Here is an 18916-nt window from a genome sequence, read left to right as displayed (position 1 = left end):
AAGATGGGGTGAAGAAAAAATGTTATTTAAGATTAATATTATAGATGATGAAAAGAATTTAAATGATTTAGTAAGAACCTATTTAGAAAAAGAAGGATATAGTGTTTGTTCTTTTTATACGTATGATGAAGCTTTACTTCATAAAGATGATGATGTCCATTTATGGCTGATAGATATTATGTTGGATAAGGCTAGTGGTTTTGAATTGTTTAATGAAATTAAAGCATCAAAGCCTAAAATGCCAATTATCTTTATGTCGGCAAGAGACCAAGAGTTCGATCGTATTATTGGTTTAGAAAAAGGATCGGATGATTATATTACAAAGCCTTTTAATATTAAAGAAGTTATTTTAAGAATTAATAATTTATTAAAAAGAGCTTATGATAATCCATCAAAAATACAAATAGATGGTTATGATGTTGATTTAGAAAAAAGACGTGTATTCTATCATAATAATGAAGTTATTTTAACAACAAAAGAATATGATTTACTTGTGTATTTTTTAAATAATAAAGGCCTTGCGATTTCTCGTGAACAAGTTTTATCAAAAGTGTGGGATGAAAATTACTTTGGAAGTGATCGTGTAGTAGACGATACACTTCGCCGTTTGCGTAAAAAAATGCCAGAAATTAACATTCGTACAATTTATGGCTTTGGCTATCGTTTAGATTAATGCTTACAAAATATTCGTTACAAAAGCAGCTTATTATTATATTTTCAATCATCGCAATAAGTATTCTAGCGATACTATTGCCTTTGATTGATAATAACCTCACACATATTATGGATAATGAAATGTATGATGTTTTAACGCGTTCACAAAATGATTTCTATTCTTATGATTTTTCGCCAGATGCATTAGATTCTGAAAAACAAATATATCATTTTACTTATTGTGTTAGTGAAGATACGTTACGTTCTTCTCAAAAAATATCAGCTAAGAAATTTCAAGTATTAGATTATGCTTTTCAAGATGATCTTTTAAAGGTGATCAAAAAAAATAAAAAGAAACTTCAAGCAAAAGTAAAAATGAATGATAAAACAATCTATTATCAAATTGCTAGGGCAGACAGTGACAATTATATTATTTCAATCGTTTATAGCGAGTATTCAAAAACACTTATTAATAGTTTGAAAGGACAAGTTATTAATATTTTTTATGGTGCTCTATTCGTTATTGCCCTTGTTTTATTTATTTGGGTTTCTTCTTTAATAAAACCATTAAAGCTTATTAAGAATTATATTGATGATATTAAAGAAGATAAAGAAAGTACATTACATATTGATCGACGAGATGAAATAGGTATCGTTTCTTCTTCACTTATTGAGATGAAAGAAGAAATTGATAAACAAAATGAAATTAAAGAAGAAATGATTCATAATATTTCTCATGATTTGAAGACACCAATTGCTTTAATTCAAACCTATGCACAAAGTATCAAAGATGATGTTTATCCTTATGGAGATAAAGATTCTTCCGTTGATGTTATTTTGGAGAATACGAACCGCTTGGAAAAGAAAGTAAGAAGTTTACTTTATTTAAATCGATTGGATTATTTAAGTGGGCAGGTTGGTGATGAAGTATGTTCTATGAAAGAACTTATCGAACATATTGTTTATCAGTTAAATGCAATGCATCCAGATATTGAAATTATTACTGAACTTCAAGATACTTATTTTAAAGGTGATGAAGAATATTGGCGTATTTGTATTGAAAATATTATTGAAAATGCTTCGCGTTATGTAAATCATACAATCAAAGTTATTTTAAAAAATCAATATTTAGAAATCTTTAACGATGGAGAGCCCATTGATAATTCAAATCCTGAGTCATTATTTCAACCTTATGAAATTGGACATAAAGGACAATTTGGTTTAGGATTATCTATTGTTTATAAGACAGTAACAATGTATGGCTTTAAAGTAGAAGCACTTAATAGAAAAGATGGTGTCAGCTTTGTAATACATAAATAATTTCCAAATAGAAATATTTGGAAATTTTTATTTCAATCTTGATTTTTTTAGAAAATAGTGGCACTATTTAATGCACTGTAGTTATTTCATATTCTAAAAAATTAGAGTATAATTAAGAATAAGAATAAGGAGTGAAATGAAATGAAAGTCGTCGTTGCTGCGGGAGGAACAGGAGGGCATCTTTATCCTGCTCTTGCCTTAGTTGAATATATAAAAAAACAAGAACCTGATTCTCAGTTCCTATTCATTGGGACAAAAGATCGTTTAGAATCACAAGTTGTTCCACAACTTGGTTATGATTATGTAGGACTTAATGTTAAAGGACTTGTTGGAAATCCTTTAAAGAAAGCGCATGCTGCTTTATTATTTGTATGCTCTATTGGACATGCAAAAAAAACAATTAAGAAATTTAATCCTGATATTGTTGTTGGTTTTGGGGGCTACCCAAGTGCTTCAGCTGTTCAAGCTGCCTTTGGTTTAAAAATCAAAACCATGATCCATGAACAAAATTCAATTATTGGTCTTACAAATAAGATTTTAATTAAAAAAGTAGATCAAATTGTTTGTTGTTATCAAAAAGCTTATCAAGAATTTCCAAAAGAAAAAACCCTTCTTTTGGGAAATCCTCGTGCCAGTGTGATTGTTCATGAACAACCTAAGGATGTCTACGATGAATACCATTTAGATCGTCAAAAAAAGGTTGTTACAATTGTTATGGGGTCATTAGGATCACAAACAGTGAACCAAACAATGAAAGAATGCATGGATCAATTTAAAGGAAAAGATTATCAAGTGGTTTATGTATCAGGAAAACCTTATTATGAATCAATGAAAGCTTATGAAAATGAAAATGTGCATATTGTTCCTTATGTAAATGATATGCCATCCTTAATGCATATTACTGATTTAATCGTTTCTCGTGCGGGTGCAAGTACCCTTGCTGAATTAACCGCTTTAGGCGTTCCAGCAATCTTGATTCCAAGTCCTTATGTCTCTGCAAATCATCAAGAATATAATGCTAGGGAACTTGTCAATAATCAAGCGGCAGATATGATTTTAGAAAAGGATTTAACAGGTGAAAAATTGATTTCTACAATTGATGCAATTATTAATGATGAAAGTCGTTTAAATGTTTTAAAAGAAAACGCAAAAAAATTAGGAAAACCAAACGCTCTTGAAGATATGTATCGAGTGATTGTGGATATGTTAGGAAAATAATTATGAAATTTGAAAAATATTATCAAGAACTTTTAGAACTTAATGTAGGAACAATTTTAAAAGATGAACCTCTTTATAAACACACAACATATCGTGTAGGAGGTCCAGCAAGATTATTTATTAAAGTAAAAGATGTAGAAGGACTTATTTCTATTATTAAATATTGTCGAAAACATAGAATTCAACTTTTTGTTATTGGTAGAGGATCTAATTTATTATTTTCAGATAAAAGTTTTGAAGGAATTATTATTTCATTAGAGAATATGAATCATTATTCAATCAATGGAAGTGAAGTTGTGGCACAAAGTGGTGTTGCGATGATTAAACTTGCTTATGATTGTGCAAAAGTTGGTTTAAGTGGCTTTGAATTTATGGGAGGTATTCCGGGAAATATCGGTGGAGGTATTTTTATGAATGCCGGTGCTTATAAATCATGTTTAAGTGAAGTTGTGAAATCTGTGAAAGTATTAAATGAAAATTTAAGGGTTGTAACACTTACGAAAGAAGAAATGGAATTTTCATATAGACATTCCATTATTCAAGACCATCCTAAATGGATCGTTTTGGAAGCAACTTTTGAATTAGAAAACAAAAGTGTTGAAGAAATCAATGAAAAATTAGATAAGAGAAAAGAAAGACGTATGTCGTCACAGCCATGGAATAAACCAAGTGCAGGAAGTGTTTTTAGAAATCCCGAAGGAAATGCGGCTTGGAAATTGATAGACGATGCCAAACTTAGAGGTTATGAAATTGGGGGTGCGCAAGTATCACCTAAGCATTCTAATTTTATTGTCAATAATGGTTATGCTTCTGCTAAAGATATTTATGATTTAATATTTTATGTTCAAAAAACAGTACAAGAACAATCAGGTGTTTTATTAAAACCTGAAGTACGTTTTATTAACTGGGAGTTATAAAATGGCTACGTATATGTACAATGAGCATGATGTTAATCAAGTAAAAAACATGCAAAAGAAAATAAAAAAGAAAAAGCAAAAGAGAAGAAGATGCTTTGTCTTGATTGTTTTAATAATCATTGCTTGTATTATTTTTATGACAGGGAATGCAAGCAAAGTGAAGAAGATTTCAGTGAGTGGATGTCATCTGACGAATCAAGAAAATATTATTGAACATATTTCAATTAAATCAAAAGAAACATATTTCTTTAAAGTAAATAAGAATCAAGTGAAAAAAGAAATTGAACAAATGCTTTTTATAAAAAAAGCAACTGTAAAAAAAGATTTGTTAGGAAATGTGAAAATTACTGTTCAAGAAAATAATGCGATGCTTTATAGTTATATCGATAATATACTTTATATTGTTGATGAAGATGGGGTTATGGAAAAGGATACAAAGCAAGAAAAGCTTTCTTATGTTCAAAGATATCCACAAGCTATAAATTTTGATGAAAAACATTTAAAACAATTTATTAAAGAATACAAACAATTGCCATCAGTTATCAAAAATCAGATTTCAAGTATCGTTTTTGAACCCAATGATAAAGATCAAACAAAGTGTAAATTGGAATTGGATGATGGTAAGATCTTTTATGTAAGAATTGAAGATATGGCTCGTCAACTGACATCAACGAATTACTATTTAGTTACTCAAAAATATCCTGAAAATAAATACTATGATTTTTTAGGTAAAAATGTGTATGTATACAATTAAATAACAAAGAAAAAAGCTACGTGATTGAAACTAAAACCTTTAATTATCGTAGCTTTTATGATATTATTAGAATATATGTAGTAAGGGGAGATAGACATGAATGAAGTTTATGCAGTGTTAGATATAGGTAGTGCAACAATTGAATTACTTGTTGGCGAAATAATGAACTCTAATTTGCATGTGCTTTTTTCAAAAAAAGTCCCAAGTCATGGTGTAAAAAAAGGTATTATTGAAGATGAACATTTATTGGTAAATGATATTAAAGCGGTTGTCCAAGAAGCTAATGAATTTCTTGATGGAGAAATCAAAGCTATTGGTTTAACAATACCAACCATTCGTTCAAAACTCTATCAAAGTAATAGTACTGTTTCTTTAAATCATGAAGCAAAAATAACAAAAGATGATATTGTTAGAGGATTGAAATTATCCACAAAATTTAAAAGATCTTCTGAAGAAGAAGTAGTCTGTGTGATTCCTGTTAAATTTAATGGTGATTTTGGGATCAGTAATCAACCACCGATTGGAGAATCATCAAGAAATTTAATTGTTGATACACTCGTTATTACTTCACAAAAATGTATTTTATATCCATATATTATGGCTGTAGAAAAAGCAGGCTTAGAAGTTATGGATATCTGTATTAATGCTTTTGCGTGTGCGAAAGAAGCGTTTGATGCTGTTTATCTTCAAGAAGGTGCTGTATTGATTGATATGGGGTATAAGACTTCAACAATTTCTTTTTATAAAGATGGTTATTTAAAATATTTGACAGTATGTTCTGTAGGTGGATATAACCTGACAAGAGCTATTGCTCAAAACCTACAAATCTCAATGAATCAAGCAGAAGCTTATAAAATTAAATATGGTTCTTTAGATTATACGATAGGACAGGAAGATATTATTCATTCAACAGAATTACCGGATGGACGAAAAGATTATACGCAAAAAGATTTTGCGCATATTTTGGAAGAAGCAACTGTTGATGCTTTAAATGTAATTAAAGAAAAATTACAGATCATTGATGATGGTAGTCATTATGAGACCTTGATCGTTGGTGGTGGCGGTGAACTTGAAATGTTAGATAAGGTAGCTGGAAATGTTTTAGAAGGTCCTGTGAGAGTTTATCGTCCAGATATTATAGGGATTCGCGATATGGCGTTTGTTTCAGCAGTAGGAATGATTTTCTATATGTCGGATCGAGCAAAATATTTAGGAGCTTATGAAACATCGGTTATATTACCAGATATTTCTAATACAATGGCTGTAAAATTTAAAGGTTTAACAAAAACAAAGGATACAAAAGAAAAAACTGGAAGGTTCAGTAGATTACTTGATACTTTCTTTGGTGAAGAAGAATAAATAAAAGAGAGGGAAAATCATGAACGAAGAATTAGATTTTGAACAAGTAGCAAGAATAAAAGTCATTGGTGTTGGTGGTGGAGGAAACAACGCTGTCAATCGAATGGTTGAAGAAGGGGTAAGAGGGGTAGAATTTTTTGTCGCTAATACTGATGTACAAGTTTTACGTCGCTCACCAGTTGAAAATAAAATTGTTTTAGGAAAAGATTTAACAAAAGGTTTAGGAGCAGGTGGTAATCCAGAAATGGGTAAAAAAGCTGCTTTAGAATCTGAAGGTGATATTAGAACAGCTTTAGAAGGAGCTGATATGGTTTTTATCGCTGCAGGTATGGGTGGTGGAACAGGAACAGGTGCTGCACCGGTATTCGCAAAGATTGCACGTGAACTTGGAGCGTTAACTGTTGGTGTTATTACAAAACCATTTACTTTTGAAGGAATGAAACGTAAAAAACAAGCTATTGAAGGTATTGATGAATTACGTGCAAATGTTGATAGTATTATCGTGGTTTCAAACGATCGTTTATTACAATTAATTGGTGGTCGTCCAATGCAAGAAGCATTTAGAGAAGCAGATAATGTTTTAAGACAAGGTGTTCAAACAATTACTGACTTAATTGCTGTTCCAGCATTTATCAACCTTGACTTTGCTGATATCTGTGCGGTTATGAAAAATAGAGGAAATGCTTTAATTGGTATTGGTATGTCTTCTGGTGATGATAAAGCAAAAGAAGCTGCTAAACGTGCTATTTCTTCACCATTATTAGAAGTCTCTGTTGCTGGAGCTAAAGATGCAATTATTAATGTTACAGGTGGACCAAATATTTCATTATATGATGCAAATATTGCCCTTGAAACAATTACTCAAGAAGTTGGGGATGATATTAACACATATTTAGGTATCGCTATTAATGAAAACTTAGATGATGAAATCATCGTTACAGTTATTGCGACTGGATTTGAAGAAGAAAAAGAAGAAGTTACTGTACAACCTTCAGTCGCAAAACCATTAGGTGATGAACCTCAAACTTATGATTCGTTTGACGATGATGATGACGATGATGATGGTTTTCCACCAGCATTTATTAAAAACAGAAGAATTTAGAGCTAACGCAGTTAGCTCTTTTTTATAAAAGGGAGATTTAAAAATGAAATTAGGCTTTATAGGATTAGGAAATATGGCAGGGACAATCTGTCAAGGTGTTATTGAAAGTGAATTTATCAAAGGAGAAGATGTCTGTGGTTTTGACATCAACCAAGATAAACTTACACAAATGGAAAAAGATTATGGGATGTGTGTTTGTACAAGCGAAAGAGATTTGGTAGAACATAGTGATTATGTTTTAATGGGGGTTAAACCAAATGTCATTGAAAGTGTACTTGATAAAGTAAAAGATCTTTTAGATGATAAAACAATTATATCAATCGTGGCAGGATATAGTCATGAAAAATATGAAACACTCATTCCTGGAACACATCATCTTACAATTATGCCAAATACACCTGCAAAGGTTTTTAAAGGTGTAACACTATTTGAAAGAGAAAATACATTGACTCAAGAAGAATTTGATTTTGCTTATCAAATGTTTGAAAGCATTGGCGAAGTTTATGTGATTGATAATAAACAAATGATTGCTGGAGGAGCTTTAAGTGGTTGTGGACCTGCTTTTGTTTATATGTTTATTGAAGCACTTGCTGATGGAGCTGTTTTAAATGGTTTACCACGTGATTTAGCTTATAAACTTGCTAGTCAAACCGTTTTAGGAAGTGCCAAAATGGTGCAAGAAACGAATGCTCATCCAGGATTATTAAAGGATCAAGTTTGTTCACCAGGAGGAATTACCATCAAAGGAGTCAAAGCTTTAGAAGAAAATGGCTTTAGAAATGCGGTTATTGAAGCAATTGATAAAGCTAAATAGATTGTATAAAAAATAAAACATTGTTTAACTTTGTTGACTTTGTTTTTGAAACAGTTTTATAATACAAACAAGTAAAAACCGATGAAGTGGAGATAAAAATAGATCGTGCACTTATAGAGAGTTTGGATGGTGGAAGCAAACAGAACGCAGGCTATTAAATGGACCACTGAGGGCAAAAGGAAAGGCTTAGGCTGAGTATTCTTTGACGTTAGGCTTACGTAAGTAGTCGTAGATGTGATAGCATCTAGCTAAGGGCATGATTTTATAATCATGAAACAAGGTGGCACCGCGGATATAACCGTCCTTGAAAGTTTAACTTTCAGGACGGTTTTTTTAATTATAAGGGGGGAGTTTAATGTATTATCCAGAATTGGAAACATTAGAAAAAATGAATCTAGATGATTGCGATTTAGTTCCAATAAAAAAAGAAATCTATAGTGATATGATTACACCAATCGAATTGATGAGAAAACTAAAACAGTATTCTAAACATGTTTACATGTTAGAAAGTCATGAAGATAAAAGTAAATGGGGGAGATATACTTTTATTGGATTTGATCCTAAAAGTGAAATTACATGTTACAACAAGATGATGAAAGTCAATGATAAAATCTTTAAGGTAGAACATCCTAAAGAATATATCAGAAAGGTTTTAAATGAAAATCGTAGTTTAAAGTTAGAAGGTTTTCCTACTTTTACAGGGGGATTGGTTGGTTATTTTAGTTTTGATTATTTTAAATACAGTGAGCCTTCAATTATTAAAAATCAAAAGGATAATGGTTTTAATGATGTTGATTTAATGTTGTTTGATAAAGTGATTTGTTTTGATCACTTTAAACAAAAATTGATTCTTATCGTCAATATTAAAACAGATGATTTACAAAAGAATTATAAAAAAGGAATTAAAGAATTAGATGAACTTGAATACATTGTTCGTAAACATGTTAAAACACTTGTTCAGCCATTAAAACTATTAGATGATTTTAAACCCGTTCTTTCTAAAGAAGAATATTGTCAAATGGTTGAAAAAGGTATTGAGTTTATTAAAGAAGGGGATATCTTCCAAGTTGTTTTATCAAATAGACAATATGCAAGAGCAACAGGTTCTCTTTTTGATACTTATCGTGTATTAAGAACAACGAATCCGTCACCTTATATGTTCTACTTTGCAAGTGATAATATTGAAGTAGCAGGAGCTTCTCCTGAAACCCTTATTAAGCTAGAAGGAAAGAAGTTAACAACTTTCCCAATTGCGGGAACAAGAAAAAGAGGAAAAGATGATCAAGAAGATCAACAATTAATAGAAGGATTATTAAAAGATGAAAAAGAATTAGCTGAACATAATATGCTCGTTGATTTAGGAAGAAATGATTTAGGAAAAATCTCTAAATTTAATAGTGTAAAAGTTATTTCTTATATGGATATTTTAAAGTTCTCGAGAGTTATTCATATAGCGAGTGTGGTAAGTAGTGAAATCAAAGATGAATATGATGCCTTAGATGCAATTGATTCTTTACTTCCTGCAGGAACGTTATCAGGAGCACCTAAAATAAGAGCTTGTCAAATTATTAATCAATTAGAACAAAATAAAAGAGGCATTTATGGTGGTGCCATTGGTTATTTAGATTTTACAGGAAATATGGATCTATGCATTGGTATTCGCTTAGCTTATAAAAGAAATAATGAAATTTCTATTTGTAGTGGGGCAGGTATTGTTTATGACAGTGTTCCTGAAAGTGAGTATCAAGAATGTTTAAATAAAGCAGGAGCCGTTGTAGAAGCAATTAAAATGGCAGATGGAGGTATTGATTATGATTCTACTTATTGATAACTATGATAGTTTTGCATATAACCTCTATCAATTGATTGGTTCTATTAATGAAGAAATCAAGGTTGTAAGAAATGATGAAATATCTGTTGAAGAAATAGAGAAATTCACTCCTTCTTGCATTATTATTTCACCAGGTCCTGGTAAACCAAGTGAAGCAGGAATTATAGAAGAGGTCATTCAAACCTATTATACAAAATATCCGATTTTAGGAGTTTGTTTAGGACATCAAGCCATCGTTGAAACTTTTGGGGGCATTGTTGGTTACGCAAAAAGTGTGATGCATGGAAAATCTTCCATTATTAAAGTAAATACGAATAATCTTTTATTCAAAGGAATCGGGGAAAAAACAAGGGTTGCAAGATATCATAGTTTAGCTGCTAAAAAGGAAAATTTACCTGATTGTTTACAAATTATAGGGGAAAGTGATGATGGAGAAATCATGGCGGTTTGTCATAAAAACTATCCAATTTATGGTTTACAGTTTCATCCAGAATCGATTTTAACAAAAGAAGGTAAAAAAATAGTTGAAAATTTTTTAAAGGAGATACAAAATGATTAGGGAAGCAATTATTAAATTATCTAAAAAAGAAGATTTAACATATCAAGAAGCTTATGAATGCATGAATGAAATCATGGATGGGCAAGCTTCTGATATTCAAAAAGCTGCTTATTTAACAGCACTTTCATTTAAAGGTGAAACCATTGATGAAATAACAGCAAGTGCTAAAGGAATGAGAGAACATTGTGTGAAGTTATTAAATGATCAAGATGTTCTTGAAATTGTAGGAACCGGAGGAGATGGATCAAACTCTTTTAATATTTCTACAACCTCTTCATTAGTGATTGCTAGTGGGGGTGTTAAAGTTGCTAAGCATGGAAATCGTGCAGCAAGTTCAAAAAGTGGAGCAGCGGATTGTTTAGAAGCTTTAGGGGTTGATATTACAATCAACGAAAAAAGAAGTAAGCAATTATTAAATGATATTAATATTTGTTTCTTATTTGCACAAAACTATCATTTAGCGATGAAATATGTTGCACCTGTAAGAAAAGAATTAGGTATTCGTACAGTCTTTAATATTTTAGGACCACTTACAAATCCAGCAGGAGCTACTTATCAAGTAATGGGTGTTTATGATGAAGCATTGGTTGAACCACTTGCTCAAGTATTAAGTAATTTAGGGGTTAAAAGAGCAATGGTCGTTTATGGTAAAGATGGCTTAGATGAAATTTCTGCATCTGATGAAACATTTGTATGTGAAATCAATGAAGGAACATTTAAAACTTATACGATTTTTCCAGAACAATTTGGTTTACAAAGATGTTTAAAAGAAGAACTTATAGGTGGAACACCAAAAGAAAATGCTCAAATTACTTTAGATGTTTTAAGTGGTAAACAAGGAGGTCCAAGAACAGCGGTTTTAATGAATGCAGGGGCTGGACTTTATGTTGGAGGTAAGGTTAATTCTTTAAAAGCAGGGGTTGATTTAGCGGCTGAACTCATTGATAGTGGAAAGGCAAAAGATAAATTAGAAGAATTTATAAAAGAATCAAACAAATAGGAGCGTATATTATGATTTTAGAAGATATTGTTGAAAGTACAAAGGAACGTGTTGAAACAAACAAAAAACGTCATTCAATTTATGAATTAAAAGAAAAAGCATTTGCTATGCCTATTGATCAAAGTTTTCCTTTCAAAAAAGCTTTAGAAAAAGAAGGAATGTCTTATATTTTAGAAGTAAAAAGACATTCTCCATCAAAAGGTCAAATTGTTTCTACTTTTGATTTTAAAGCAATTGCGAAAGAATATGAAATGATTGGTGCTGATGCTATTTCAGTTGTTACTGAACCTGATTTTTTTAAAGGGGATGATGATTTTTTAAGAGAAATCAAACGTATTGTGAAGATTCCTGTTTTAAGAAAAGATTTTGTTGTAGATGAATATATGGTTTATGAAGCTAAAATCTTAGGAGCAGATGCCATCTTATTGATTGCAGGTGTCTTAGATGAAATTACATTAATGCGTTGTGTCAATTTAGCACATAATTTAGGTATGTCAGCAATTGTGGAAACACATAGTTCAATGCAAGTTAAAAAAGCATTACGTGTGGGTGCTAAAATTATTGGTGTAAATAATAGAGATTTAAGAGATTTCAGTGTTGATTTAAATACAACATTAAAATTAAGAGATATGGTTGATGATGATGTGATTTTTATCTCTGAAAGTGGTATTAAAACAAGAGAAGATATTGAATTATTAGAAAAACATCGTGTAAATGGTGTCTTAATTGGTGAAACAATGATGAAAAGCCATGATAAAAGACATACACTAGAAGTCTTAAAAGGCTTAGATGAAGAAGATTAAGATTTGTGGTTTAAAAAGAAGAGAAGATATTGAATATGTCAATAAGTATCAACCAGATTATATTGGTTTTGTTTTTGCGGGGAAGAAAAGAAAACTAACATATGATCAAGTAGTTGATTTGAAAAAGTATTTAACATCTTCAATTCAAGTAGTTGGTGTTTTTGTAAATGAGGATATTTCTTTTGTTGAAAAGTTAGTGAAGGAGCATGTGATTGATCTTGTTCAACTTCATGGACAAGAAGATCAAAAATATATTCAAGCTTTAAAAGAAAAGGTAGATGTTTCTATTATTAAAGCGATTCAAATTAAAAATGAGGATTCTTTTAATGAACATTATGATGTTGATTATTATCTCTATGATCATGGAACAGGTGGAACAGGGGAAAGTTTTGACTGGTCGATGTTAAAAGAAGTAGATAAGCCGGTGTTTTTAGCGGGAGGAATTAATCTTTTAAATATTGATGATGCTTTAAAAAAGAACGTTTATGCATTAGATGTTTCGAGTGGGGTTGAAACAGATGGATTTAAAGATGAAAAAAAAATTAAGAAAATCGTAAGGAGAGTTAGAAATGAAGGGTAGATATGGGATACATGGGGGACAGTATATCCCTGAAACTTTGATGAGTGAAATTCACAAAATTGAAGAGACTTATGAATTTTATAAAAATGATCCAGCTTTTAATGATGAACTTAATACATTATTAAAAGAATATGCAGGAAGACCATCTTTGTTGTATTACGCTAAAAAGATGACAGAAGATTTAGGTGGAGCAAAAATCTATTTAAAAAGAGAAGATTTAAATCATACCGGTTCTCATAAAATTAATAATGTTTTAGGACAAGCATTAATGGCTAAAAAAATGGGAAAAACAAGAATTATTGCGGAAACAGGTGCTGGACAACATGGGGTGGCTACAGCAACAGCAGCGGCTTTACTTGGCCTTGAATGTGAGATCTTTATGGGAAAAGAAGATACAGACCGTCAAGCTTTAAATGTTTATCGTATGGAACTTTTAGGAGCTAAAGTACATCCTGTTACTACAGGAACGATGACTTTAAAAGATGCGGTCAATGAAGCGATGAGAGAATGGACAAAACGTGTGGATGATACAATGTATGTTTTAGGTTCTGTTATGGGACCTCATCCATTTCCAATGATGGTTAGAGATTTCCAAAGTGTTATTTCTAAAGAAGCAAGAGAACAAATTCTTGAATATGAAGGAAAACTTCCTACAGCTGTTATGGCTTGTGTAGGTGGTGGAAGTAATGCCATGGGAATGTTCTATAACTTCATTAATGATAAAGATGTAAAACTTATTGGTTGTGAAGCTGCTGGTAAAGGAGTCGATACGGCTTTAACAGCCGCAACAATTGCGACAGGATCATTAGGTGTTTTCCATGGAATGAAATCTTATTTCTGTCAAGATAAATACGGACAAATTGCTCCTGTATATTCTATTTCAGCTGGTTTAGATTACCCAGGTATTGGTCCTGAACATGCTTATTTACATGATACAAAAAGAGCACAATATGTTCCAGTTACTGATGATGAAGCAGTAGATGCTTTTGAATACATTGCAAAAACTGAAGGAATTATTTGTGCTATTGAAAGTGCCCATGCGATTGCTCATGCAATCAAAATTGCACCAACAATGAAAAAAGATGACATTTTAATTGTTTGTCTTTCAGGTAGAGGAGATAAGGATGTTGCTGCAATTGCGAGATATAGGGGGAAAGAAATCTATGAATAGAATACATAAAGCCTTTGAAAATAAAAAAGCTTTTATTGGATTTTTGACAGCAGGAGATCCAGTATTAGATAAAACAGTTGATTATATTTTAGATATGGAACAAGCAGGAGCAAGTCTTATTGAAATTGGTATTCCATTTTCTGATCCTATTGCGGAAGGTCCGACTATTCAAGAAGCTAATGTGCGTGCTTTAAAAAATAAAGTCACAACAGATGATGTTTTTGAAATGGTTAAAAAGGTAAGAGAAAAAAGTGATATTCCACTTTGTTTTATGACCTATTTAAATGTCGTTTTTCATTACGGTTATGATGCATTCTTTAAAAAATGCCAAGAAGTAGGCATTGATGGCATCATTCTTCCTGATTTACCTTATGAAGAAAGTCAAGAAGTCAAAGATGTTTGTTATAACTATGATGTTACTTTAATTTCTATGATTGCTCCAACAAGTAAAGATCGTGTTGAAATGATTGCAAAAGATGCAAAAGGATTTATTTATTTAGTCTCTTCAATGGGAGTTACTGGAACAAGAGAGGATACTTCATTTGCAAACAATCTTGAAGAAATTATCAATCATATTCATCAAGTCACAGATACACCAGTAGCTATTGGGTTTGGTATCAATAAACCAGAACAAGTTAAAGAATTTAAACAATATGCAGACGGTGTTATTGTTGGAAGTGCCATTGTTAATATTATCAAAGAACATGGTGCAAAGGCTGATGAACCTTTAAAAGAATATATCCAATTACTTACAAATGAACTTTAAACAGATGGAAACATCTGTTTTTTGTTTATATTCATATTTTTTGTCTATCCTAAAAATGTGGAGGTAAATCTATGAATATAAAAAAATATAATGAAATTGCAGAAAAAAATAAACCTCAAAAACAAGTGTTAAAACATACATTTAATGCTTTTATTGTTGGGGGAATTATTGGAATGATTGGAGAATTCTTTTTAAATTTCTATCAAAAAATCTTTTCTTTTAGTGAAAAAGAAGCCACACCTATTATGTTGATTACCCTTATATTGATTGCTGCAATACTGACAGGTCTAGGTATTTATGATCGTTTAGGTGATTTTGCCGGAGCAGGCTCATTTATTCCTATTACTGGTTTTTCTAATGCCATGACTTCAAGTGCACTAGAAGCAAGAAGTGAAGGCTTAGTTACTGGAATTGGTGCAAATATTTTTAAACTTGGCGGAGCAGTTATTACTTTTGGAATTGTTGCTTCATTTATTGTAGGAGGATTGCGTTATGTCATCACCTATTTCTGGTAGCAGTTTTGTCTTTGATAATGTTTATATTCAAAGTGTTGCAACGACAGCAGGAATCGTGGAATATCAAGGACCTTTAGGTCATTATTTTGATAAACATTATCCTGATCATTATCATCATAATGTCAGTTATGAACAAGCAGAAATTGAAATGTTGAAAGATGCTCTTTTGATTTGTTTAAAAAACGGAAAAGTAAAAAAAGAAGAAATAGATTTTTATTTTGGGGGAGATTTAAATAATCAATTAACAGCTTGTTACTATTACGCAAATCATCTTCATCGTCCTTTTATTGGATTATACAGTGCATGTAGCACCATTGGTCTTGCCTTAGCTAATGCTTCAATTATGATTGAAAATCATAATATTCATAAAGCAATTGCTTGTACGGTTTCTCATAATGCTACAGCGGAAAGACAATTTCGTTACCCTTTAGAATATGGAATCCAAAGAAAAGAAACCATGACTTTTACAGCAACAGGAAGTGTAGCGGTTTATTTATCGAATAAACCAAGTTCAATTAGAATTGAATCGATAACTTTAGGTAAAGTAATCGACTACGATCAATACGATGCAAATGACATGGGACGTGCCATGGCCCCAGCAGCTTTAGATACGTATTTACAACACATGAAAGATTTAAAAAGAGATGGAACCTACTATGATCTTATTTTAACAGGTGATTTATCTCATTATGGTAAAACAATCATGAAAGATTTATTGAAAGAAGAAAATCAAAAATATAATGAATATGATGATTGTGGCTGTCTTTTATATGATGTTACTCAAAATGTTTATCAAGGTGGAAGTGGTCCTGTTTGTAATGCACTTGTTAGCTTTGGTTACATTTATAAAATGATGCTTCAAGGAAAATATAAACGAGTGCTTGTTTTAGCAACAGGTGCTTTATTAAATCCTGTTATGACAAATCAAAAATTATCCATTCCTTGTGTTTGTCATGGCTACGTATTGGAGGTTGTTGTATGAATTATCTATTATCTTTTCTTTTTTGTGGTTTTGTTTGTGTTGTTGCTCAATTAATATATGAATATACCAAATTAACACCAGGACATATTACCTGTAGTTTTGTAGTTATAGGGGCACTTTTAGATTTATTTCATATTTATGATCGCTTAATCAAAATCTTCCATGCCGGAGCAATGCTTCCTATTACGAGCTTTGGACATTCACTAATGCATGGTGCTATGGCAATGACAAAAGAATATGGTGTTTTTGGATTGGCTATGGGAATGTTTGATTTAACGGCAGCCGGTATTGCTTCAGCTATTTTATTTGCTTTTTTAGTCGCAATCTTTTTTAAACCAAAATCATGAATAATAATTCATTTGATATCAATGTTAGAATACTTGATTTTCATAATCGAAAAATAGAAATCAATTATGTTTCAAGTCTCTGCTCTGATGAATTAATTGCTTATTTAGTTGAAGGTATTACTAATGCGAAAGGAAAAACATTAAAAGATTGCTTAAATAATGGTGATGTCAAAGAAGAAACAGATACTACCAAATATGAATATGCCATGCTTACAGGATGTGCTATTGTAAAAGATTTAGAAAAACAAAAAGTCTATGTTTTAGATACCCGCCAATTTCCTTCTCGTTCTATTGATGAACCTGATACAGAAAAATCAGTAAGAGGAAGTAAAGATGGTTTTAATGAAAATCTTTTAAATTGTGCAGGACTGATTCGTCGAAGAATACGTACTTTAGATTTAGTGATGGAAAAAGTAACAGTAGGAAAAACGAATAAATTAGATATTTGTTTATGTTATCTACAAAGTAAAATAGACCAAACAATGTTAAAAAGTATTAAAGCAAGATTACAAGAAATTAAAAATGAAGATTTAATTATGACAGATCGAGCTTTAGAAGAACTGATCTTTGATCAAGGTTATAATCCTTTTCCACTTGTAAGATATAGTGAACGACCAGATGTTGTGTCGACACATATTCATCATGGTTATCTTGCCATCATTTGTGATACTTCAAGTTCGGTTATGATGTTGCCTACAACTCTATTTGAAATTTTAGAACACGTAGAAGAACATCGTCAAACACCTATTATTGGAACTTTTATTCGTTTAATTCGTTTTAGTGCAGTTTTTCTTTCTATTTATTTAGTTCCTTTATGGATGCTGATTAAAAATCAAGGAAATATCAGTTTTAAAACACTCTTTTCTATTATTTTGGTAGAACTGGCTATTGAACTTTTAAGAATTGCGACTATTCATACGCCTGATTCTATTTCAAATACGATGGGAATGATTGCTGCGATTTTATTAGGTGAATTTGCGATTGAACTGGGTTTCTTTTCAGGTGAGATTTTATTATTTGTATCTATTGGAAATGTTTGTGATTTTGCAACTCCTAATTATGAACTCTCACTAACGAATAAATATGTAAAAATCTTTATGATTCTATTTTCAGGATTATTTGGCTGGTTAGGCTTTATTGCGTATCAAATTATTTTATACATGTATTTAATATCATTAAAACCTTTTGGTTTTTCTTATCTATATCCGTTGATTCCTTTTAATGGAAAAGATTTACTTCAATTCATTATTAGAGAACCAAAGAAGTAGTGTATAAACTGTACATAAATCTTTTAAAATATATGTACGATTTATACATTTTTTATTAAACAAAAAAACAGAAGTTATTCTCCTGCTTTAAAATAATGTAAATAAAATAAAGCTACATGTAGCAATAGCAACAGCTGGTGGATCGATATGTGTTCCACAATCTGTGTTGAATACCATGCCAAAAATCAGCCCAATAAAATGAGCAATGACTCCAAAAACAATAGCTATGACAACATTTCCTGTTTGTGCCATGGCATAACCAACAACAAGTGTTGTGTGGTGTGTTGCTGGAAAAGCTGGATCACTTAATGCAAAGATAAGTGTTAAGGCACTAATAGAAAAACCAATTGTATAAAGTCCTGTTTCTTTTGCAAAATAAGCCATAACAGTAGAAACAGCTAAACCAATGAGAAATTGAAATCCCCAAAATGAAGGAGATGCCTTTTCTAAGAAATCTAAATTCTTTTTATTATATGTATCTTCTTGATTGAATAAGATTCTTCCTAAAACTCCTACAAGAATAACCGAAACAGCTCCAGTATCTATCGGAAATGAAAAATAATTTTCAAAGGCAAAAATCAAATAACCTAAAACCCCACCGATAGCGCCTACGAGTAAAACCTTTGGATCATTGGTAAAAGCAAGTGATCTTGAGGTTTCAACACCTCTTATGTTATGTTTTGTTCCTGCATAAGCTGTCGCAAGACCGGCAGCATTAAAGATAATACATGGTAAAAATAAATTATTTGATAAAGCTTCATTTAAAAATGTTGTATCAACACCAACATGTTCTAATAAAAATATAAGGAGACCGACAAAGCCTGTACAAATAAAGGTTTGTGTTCCACCGATTAGTGCTCCTAAAATTCCCGCAAAAAAAGCTAAAATAATAGATAATAATGAAAACATTTTACAACCCCTTTCATGCGTATTATATAGGAAATAACGAAGATAAT

Annotated in this window: 20 protein-coding genes and 1 other annotated feature; of the genes, 19 read left to right on the top strand and 1 reads right to left on the bottom strand. The window is 31.2% G+C overall.

Going from position 1 to position 18916, the window contains the following annotated elements:
* The first annotated feature begins 19 nt into the window (after window positions 1-19).
* From C7U55_RS07175 to C7U55_RS07085, 19 genes are all read left to right on the top strand, one after another.
* Window positions 20-673, top strand: coding sequence for a response regulator transcription factor (locus C7U55_RS07175; protein WP_048924441.1), 654 nt, complete (start codon window positions 20-22; stop codon window positions 671-673).
* Between the two features lie 122 nt (window positions 674-795).
* Complete coding sequence (locus tag C7U55_RS07170; protein ID WP_227212619.1) at window positions 796-1974, top strand: HAMP domain-containing sensor histidine kinase; 1179 nt, start codon at window positions 796-798, stop codon at window positions 1972-1974.
* 141 nt (window positions 1975-2115) lie between these two features.
* The gene (gene murG / locus C7U55_RS07165; protein ID WP_106987984.1) at window positions 2116-3192 is read left to right on the top strand and encodes an undecaprenyldiphospho-muramoylpentapeptide beta-N-acetylglucosaminyltransferase; all 1077 of its coding nucleotides are present in this window, start codon (window positions 2116-2118) and stop codon (window positions 3190-3192) included.
* 2 nt (window positions 3193-3194) lie between these two features.
* The gene (murB, locus tag C7U55_RS07160; RefSeq protein WP_106987983.1) at window positions 3195-4109 is read left to right on the top strand and encodes a UDP-N-acetylmuramate dehydrogenase; all 915 of its coding nucleotides are present in this window, start codon (window positions 3195-3197) and stop codon (window positions 4107-4109) included.
* A 1-nt stretch (window position 4110) separates the two neighbouring features.
* Window positions 4111-4863: a cell division protein FtsQ/DivIB gene (locus C7U55_RS07155; protein ID WP_106987982.1), complete on the top strand. Its 753-nt coding sequence runs from the start codon at window positions 4111-4113 to the stop codon at window positions 4861-4863.
* Window positions 4864-4959: 96 nt separating this feature from the next.
* Entirely contained in the window at window positions 4960-6222 is a 1263-nt protein-coding gene (locus C7U55_RS07150) for a cell division FtsA domain-containing protein (RefSeq protein ID WP_106987981.1), read from the top strand.
* A 19-nt stretch (window positions 6223-6241) separates the two neighbouring features.
* Complete coding sequence (gene ftsZ, locus C7U55_RS07145) at window positions 6242-7324, top strand: cell division protein FtsZ (protein ID WP_106987980.1); 1083 nt, start codon at window positions 6242-6244, stop codon at window positions 7322-7324.
* A 43-nt stretch (window positions 7325-7367) separates the two neighbouring features.
* Window positions 7368-8138, top strand: coding sequence for a pyrroline-5-carboxylate reductase (gene proC, locus C7U55_RS07140; RefSeq protein ID WP_106987979.1), 771 nt, complete (start codon window positions 7368-7370; stop codon window positions 8136-8138).
* Between the two features lie 72 nt (window positions 8139-8210).
* Window positions 8211-8447: a binding site (T-box leader), on the top strand.
* Window positions 8448-8493: 46 nt separating this feature from the next.
* The gene (locus tag C7U55_RS07135; RefSeq protein WP_106987978.1) at window positions 8494-9966 is read left to right on the top strand and encodes an anthranilate synthase component I family protein; all 1473 of its coding nucleotides are present in this window, start codon (window positions 8494-8496) and stop codon (window positions 9964-9966) included.
* Window positions 9950-10528: an anthranilate synthase component II gene (locus tag C7U55_RS07130; RefSeq protein ID WP_106987977.1), complete on the top strand. Its 579-nt coding sequence runs from the start codon at window positions 9950-9952 to the stop codon at window positions 10526-10528. Before C7U55_RS07135 ends, C7U55_RS07130 begins: the two co-directional genes overlap by 17 nt.
* Window positions 10521-11528, top strand: a complete 1008-nt coding sequence (trpD, locus tag C7U55_RS07125; RefSeq protein ID WP_106987976.1) for an anthranilate phosphoribosyltransferase — start codon at window positions 10521-10523, stop codon at window positions 11526-11528. The genes C7U55_RS07130 and trpD overlap by 8 nt, the downstream gene beginning before the upstream one ends.
* 11 nt (window positions 11529-11539) lie before the next feature.
* Window positions 11540-12331 carry an indole-3-glycerol phosphate synthase TrpC gene (gene trpC / locus C7U55_RS07120; protein WP_106987975.1) on the top strand — a complete coding sequence of 264 codons (792 nt, stop codon included), beginning with the start codon at window positions 11540-11542 and terminating at the stop codon, window positions 12329-12331.
* Complete coding sequence (locus tag C7U55_RS07115) at window positions 12318-12911, top strand: phosphoribosylanthranilate isomerase (RefSeq protein WP_106987974.1); 594 nt, start codon at window positions 12318-12320, stop codon at window positions 12909-12911. Before trpC ends, C7U55_RS07115 begins: the two co-directional genes overlap by 14 nt.
* Window positions 12901-14082 (top strand): tryptophan synthase subunit beta, encoded by a 1182-nt coding sequence (trpB, locus tag C7U55_RS07110; protein ID WP_106987973.1) that lies wholly within the window; start codon window positions 12901-12903, stop codon window positions 14080-14082. Before C7U55_RS07115 ends, trpB begins: the two co-directional genes overlap by 11 nt.
* Window positions 14075-14848 (top strand): tryptophan synthase subunit alpha, encoded by a 774-nt coding sequence (trpA, locus tag C7U55_RS07105; RefSeq protein ID WP_106987972.1) that lies wholly within the window; start codon window positions 14075-14077, stop codon window positions 14846-14848. The genes trpB and trpA overlap by 8 nt, the downstream gene beginning before the upstream one ends.
* Before the next feature lie 71 nt (window positions 14849-14919).
* A complete protein-coding gene (spoVAC, locus tag C7U55_RS07100; RefSeq protein WP_106987971.1) occupies window positions 14920-15363 on the top strand; it encodes a stage V sporulation protein AC in 444 nt (147 codons plus the stop codon).
* Window positions 15341-16345, top strand: coding sequence for a beta-ketoacyl-[acyl-carrier-protein] synthase family protein (locus tag C7U55_RS07095; protein WP_106987970.1), 1005 nt, complete (start codon window positions 15341-15343; stop codon window positions 16343-16345). The genes spoVAC and C7U55_RS07095 overlap by 23 nt, the downstream gene beginning before the upstream one ends.
* Window positions 16342-16692: a stage V sporulation protein AE gene (spoVAE, locus tag C7U55_RS07090; RefSeq protein ID WP_048924456.1), complete on the top strand. Its 351-nt coding sequence runs from the start codon at window positions 16342-16344 to the stop codon at window positions 16690-16692. Before C7U55_RS07095 ends, spoVAE begins: the two co-directional genes overlap by 4 nt.
* Complete coding sequence (locus C7U55_RS07085; protein WP_106987969.1) at window positions 16689-17960, top strand: spore germination protein; 1272 nt, start codon at window positions 16689-16691, stop codon at window positions 17958-17960. Before spoVAE ends, C7U55_RS07085 begins: the two co-directional genes overlap by 4 nt.
* A gap of 87 nt (window positions 17961-18047) precedes the next feature.
* On the opposite strand, the gene C7U55_RS07080 is transcribed toward C7U55_RS07085, so the two are convergent.
* Window positions 18048-18869: a hypothetical protein gene (locus tag C7U55_RS07080; RefSeq protein ID WP_106987968.1), complete on the bottom strand. Its 822-nt coding sequence runs from the start codon at window positions 18867-18869 to the stop codon at window positions 18048-18050.
* Window positions 18870-18916: the final 47 nt, after the last annotated feature.

This window comes from Faecalibacillus faecis, assembly GCF_003024675.1.
Lineage (GTDB): Bacteria > Bacillota_I > Bacilli_A > Erysipelotrichales > Coprobacillaceae > Faecalibacillus > Faecalibacillus faecis.
This window is presented reverse-complemented; position numbering and strand designations above follow the sequence as displayed.

Coding starts and splice junctions, on each gene's coding strand:
- trpC (WP_106987975.1), top strand. CDS start 11,540: ATGATTTTAGAAGATATTGTTGAAAGTACAAAGGAACGTGTTGAAACA.
- ftsZ (WP_106987980.1), top strand. CDS start 6,242: ATGAACGAAGAATTAGATTTTGAACAAGTAGCAAGAATAAAAGTCATT.
- C7U55_RS07085 (WP_106987969.1), top strand. CDS start 16,689: ATGAATAATAATTCATTTGATATCAATGTTAGAATACTTGATTTTCAT.
- trpA (WP_106987972.1), top strand. CDS start 14,075: ATGAATAGAATACATAAAGCCTTTGAAAATAAAAAAGCTTTTATTGGA.
- murG (WP_106987984.1), top strand. CDS start 2,116: ATGAAAGTCGTCGTTGCTGCGGGAGGAACAGGAGGGCATCTTTATCCT.
- C7U55_RS07175 (WP_048924441.1), top strand. CDS start 20: ATGTTATTTAAGATTAATATTATAGATGATGAAAAGAATTTAAATGAT.
- spoVAE (WP_048924456.1), top strand. CDS start 16,342: ATGAATTATCTATTATCTTTTCTTTTTTGTGGTTTTGTTTGTGTTGTT.
- C7U55_RS07150 (WP_106987981.1), top strand. CDS start 4,960: ATGAATGAAGTTTATGCAGTGTTAGATATAGGTAGTGCAACAATTGAA.
- C7U55_RS07135 (WP_106987978.1), top strand. CDS start 8,494: ATGTATTATCCAGAATTGGAAACATTAGAAAAAATGAATCTAGATGAT.
- C7U55_RS07080 (WP_106987968.1), bottom strand. CDS start 18,869: ATGTTTTCATTATTATCTATTATTTTAGCTTTTTTTGCGGGAATTTTA.
- C7U55_RS07115 (WP_106987974.1), top strand. CDS start 12,318: ATGAAGAAGATTAAGATTTGTGGTTTAAAAAGAAGAGAAGATATTGAA.
- spoVAC (WP_106987971.1), top strand. CDS start 14,920: ATGAATATAAAAAAATATAATGAAATTGCAGAAAAAAATAAACCTCAA.
- C7U55_RS07130 (WP_106987977.1), top strand. CDS start 9,950: ATGATTCTACTTATTGATAACTATGATAGTTTTGCATATAACCTCTAT.
- trpD (WP_106987976.1), top strand. CDS start 10,521: ATGATTAGGGAAGCAATTATTAAATTATCTAAAAAAGAAGATTTAACA.
- C7U55_RS07095 (WP_106987970.1), top strand. CDS start 15,341: ATGTCATCACCTATTTCTGGTAGCAGTTTTGTCTTTGATAATGTTTAT.
- murB (WP_106987983.1), top strand. CDS start 3,195: ATGAAATTTGAAAAATATTATCAAGAACTTTTAGAACTTAATGTAGGA.
- C7U55_RS07155 (WP_106987982.1), top strand. CDS start 4,111: ATGGCTACGTATATGTACAATGAGCATGATGTTAATCAAGTAAAAAAC.
- proC (WP_106987979.1), top strand. CDS start 7,368: ATGAAATTAGGCTTTATAGGATTAGGAAATATGGCAGGGACAATCTGT.
- trpB (WP_106987973.1), top strand. CDS start 12,901: ATGAAGGGTAGATATGGGATACATGGGGGACAGTATATCCCTGAAACT.
- C7U55_RS07170 (WP_227212619.1), top strand. CDS start 796: ATGTATGATGTTTTAACGCGTTCACAAAATGATTTCTATTCTTATGAT.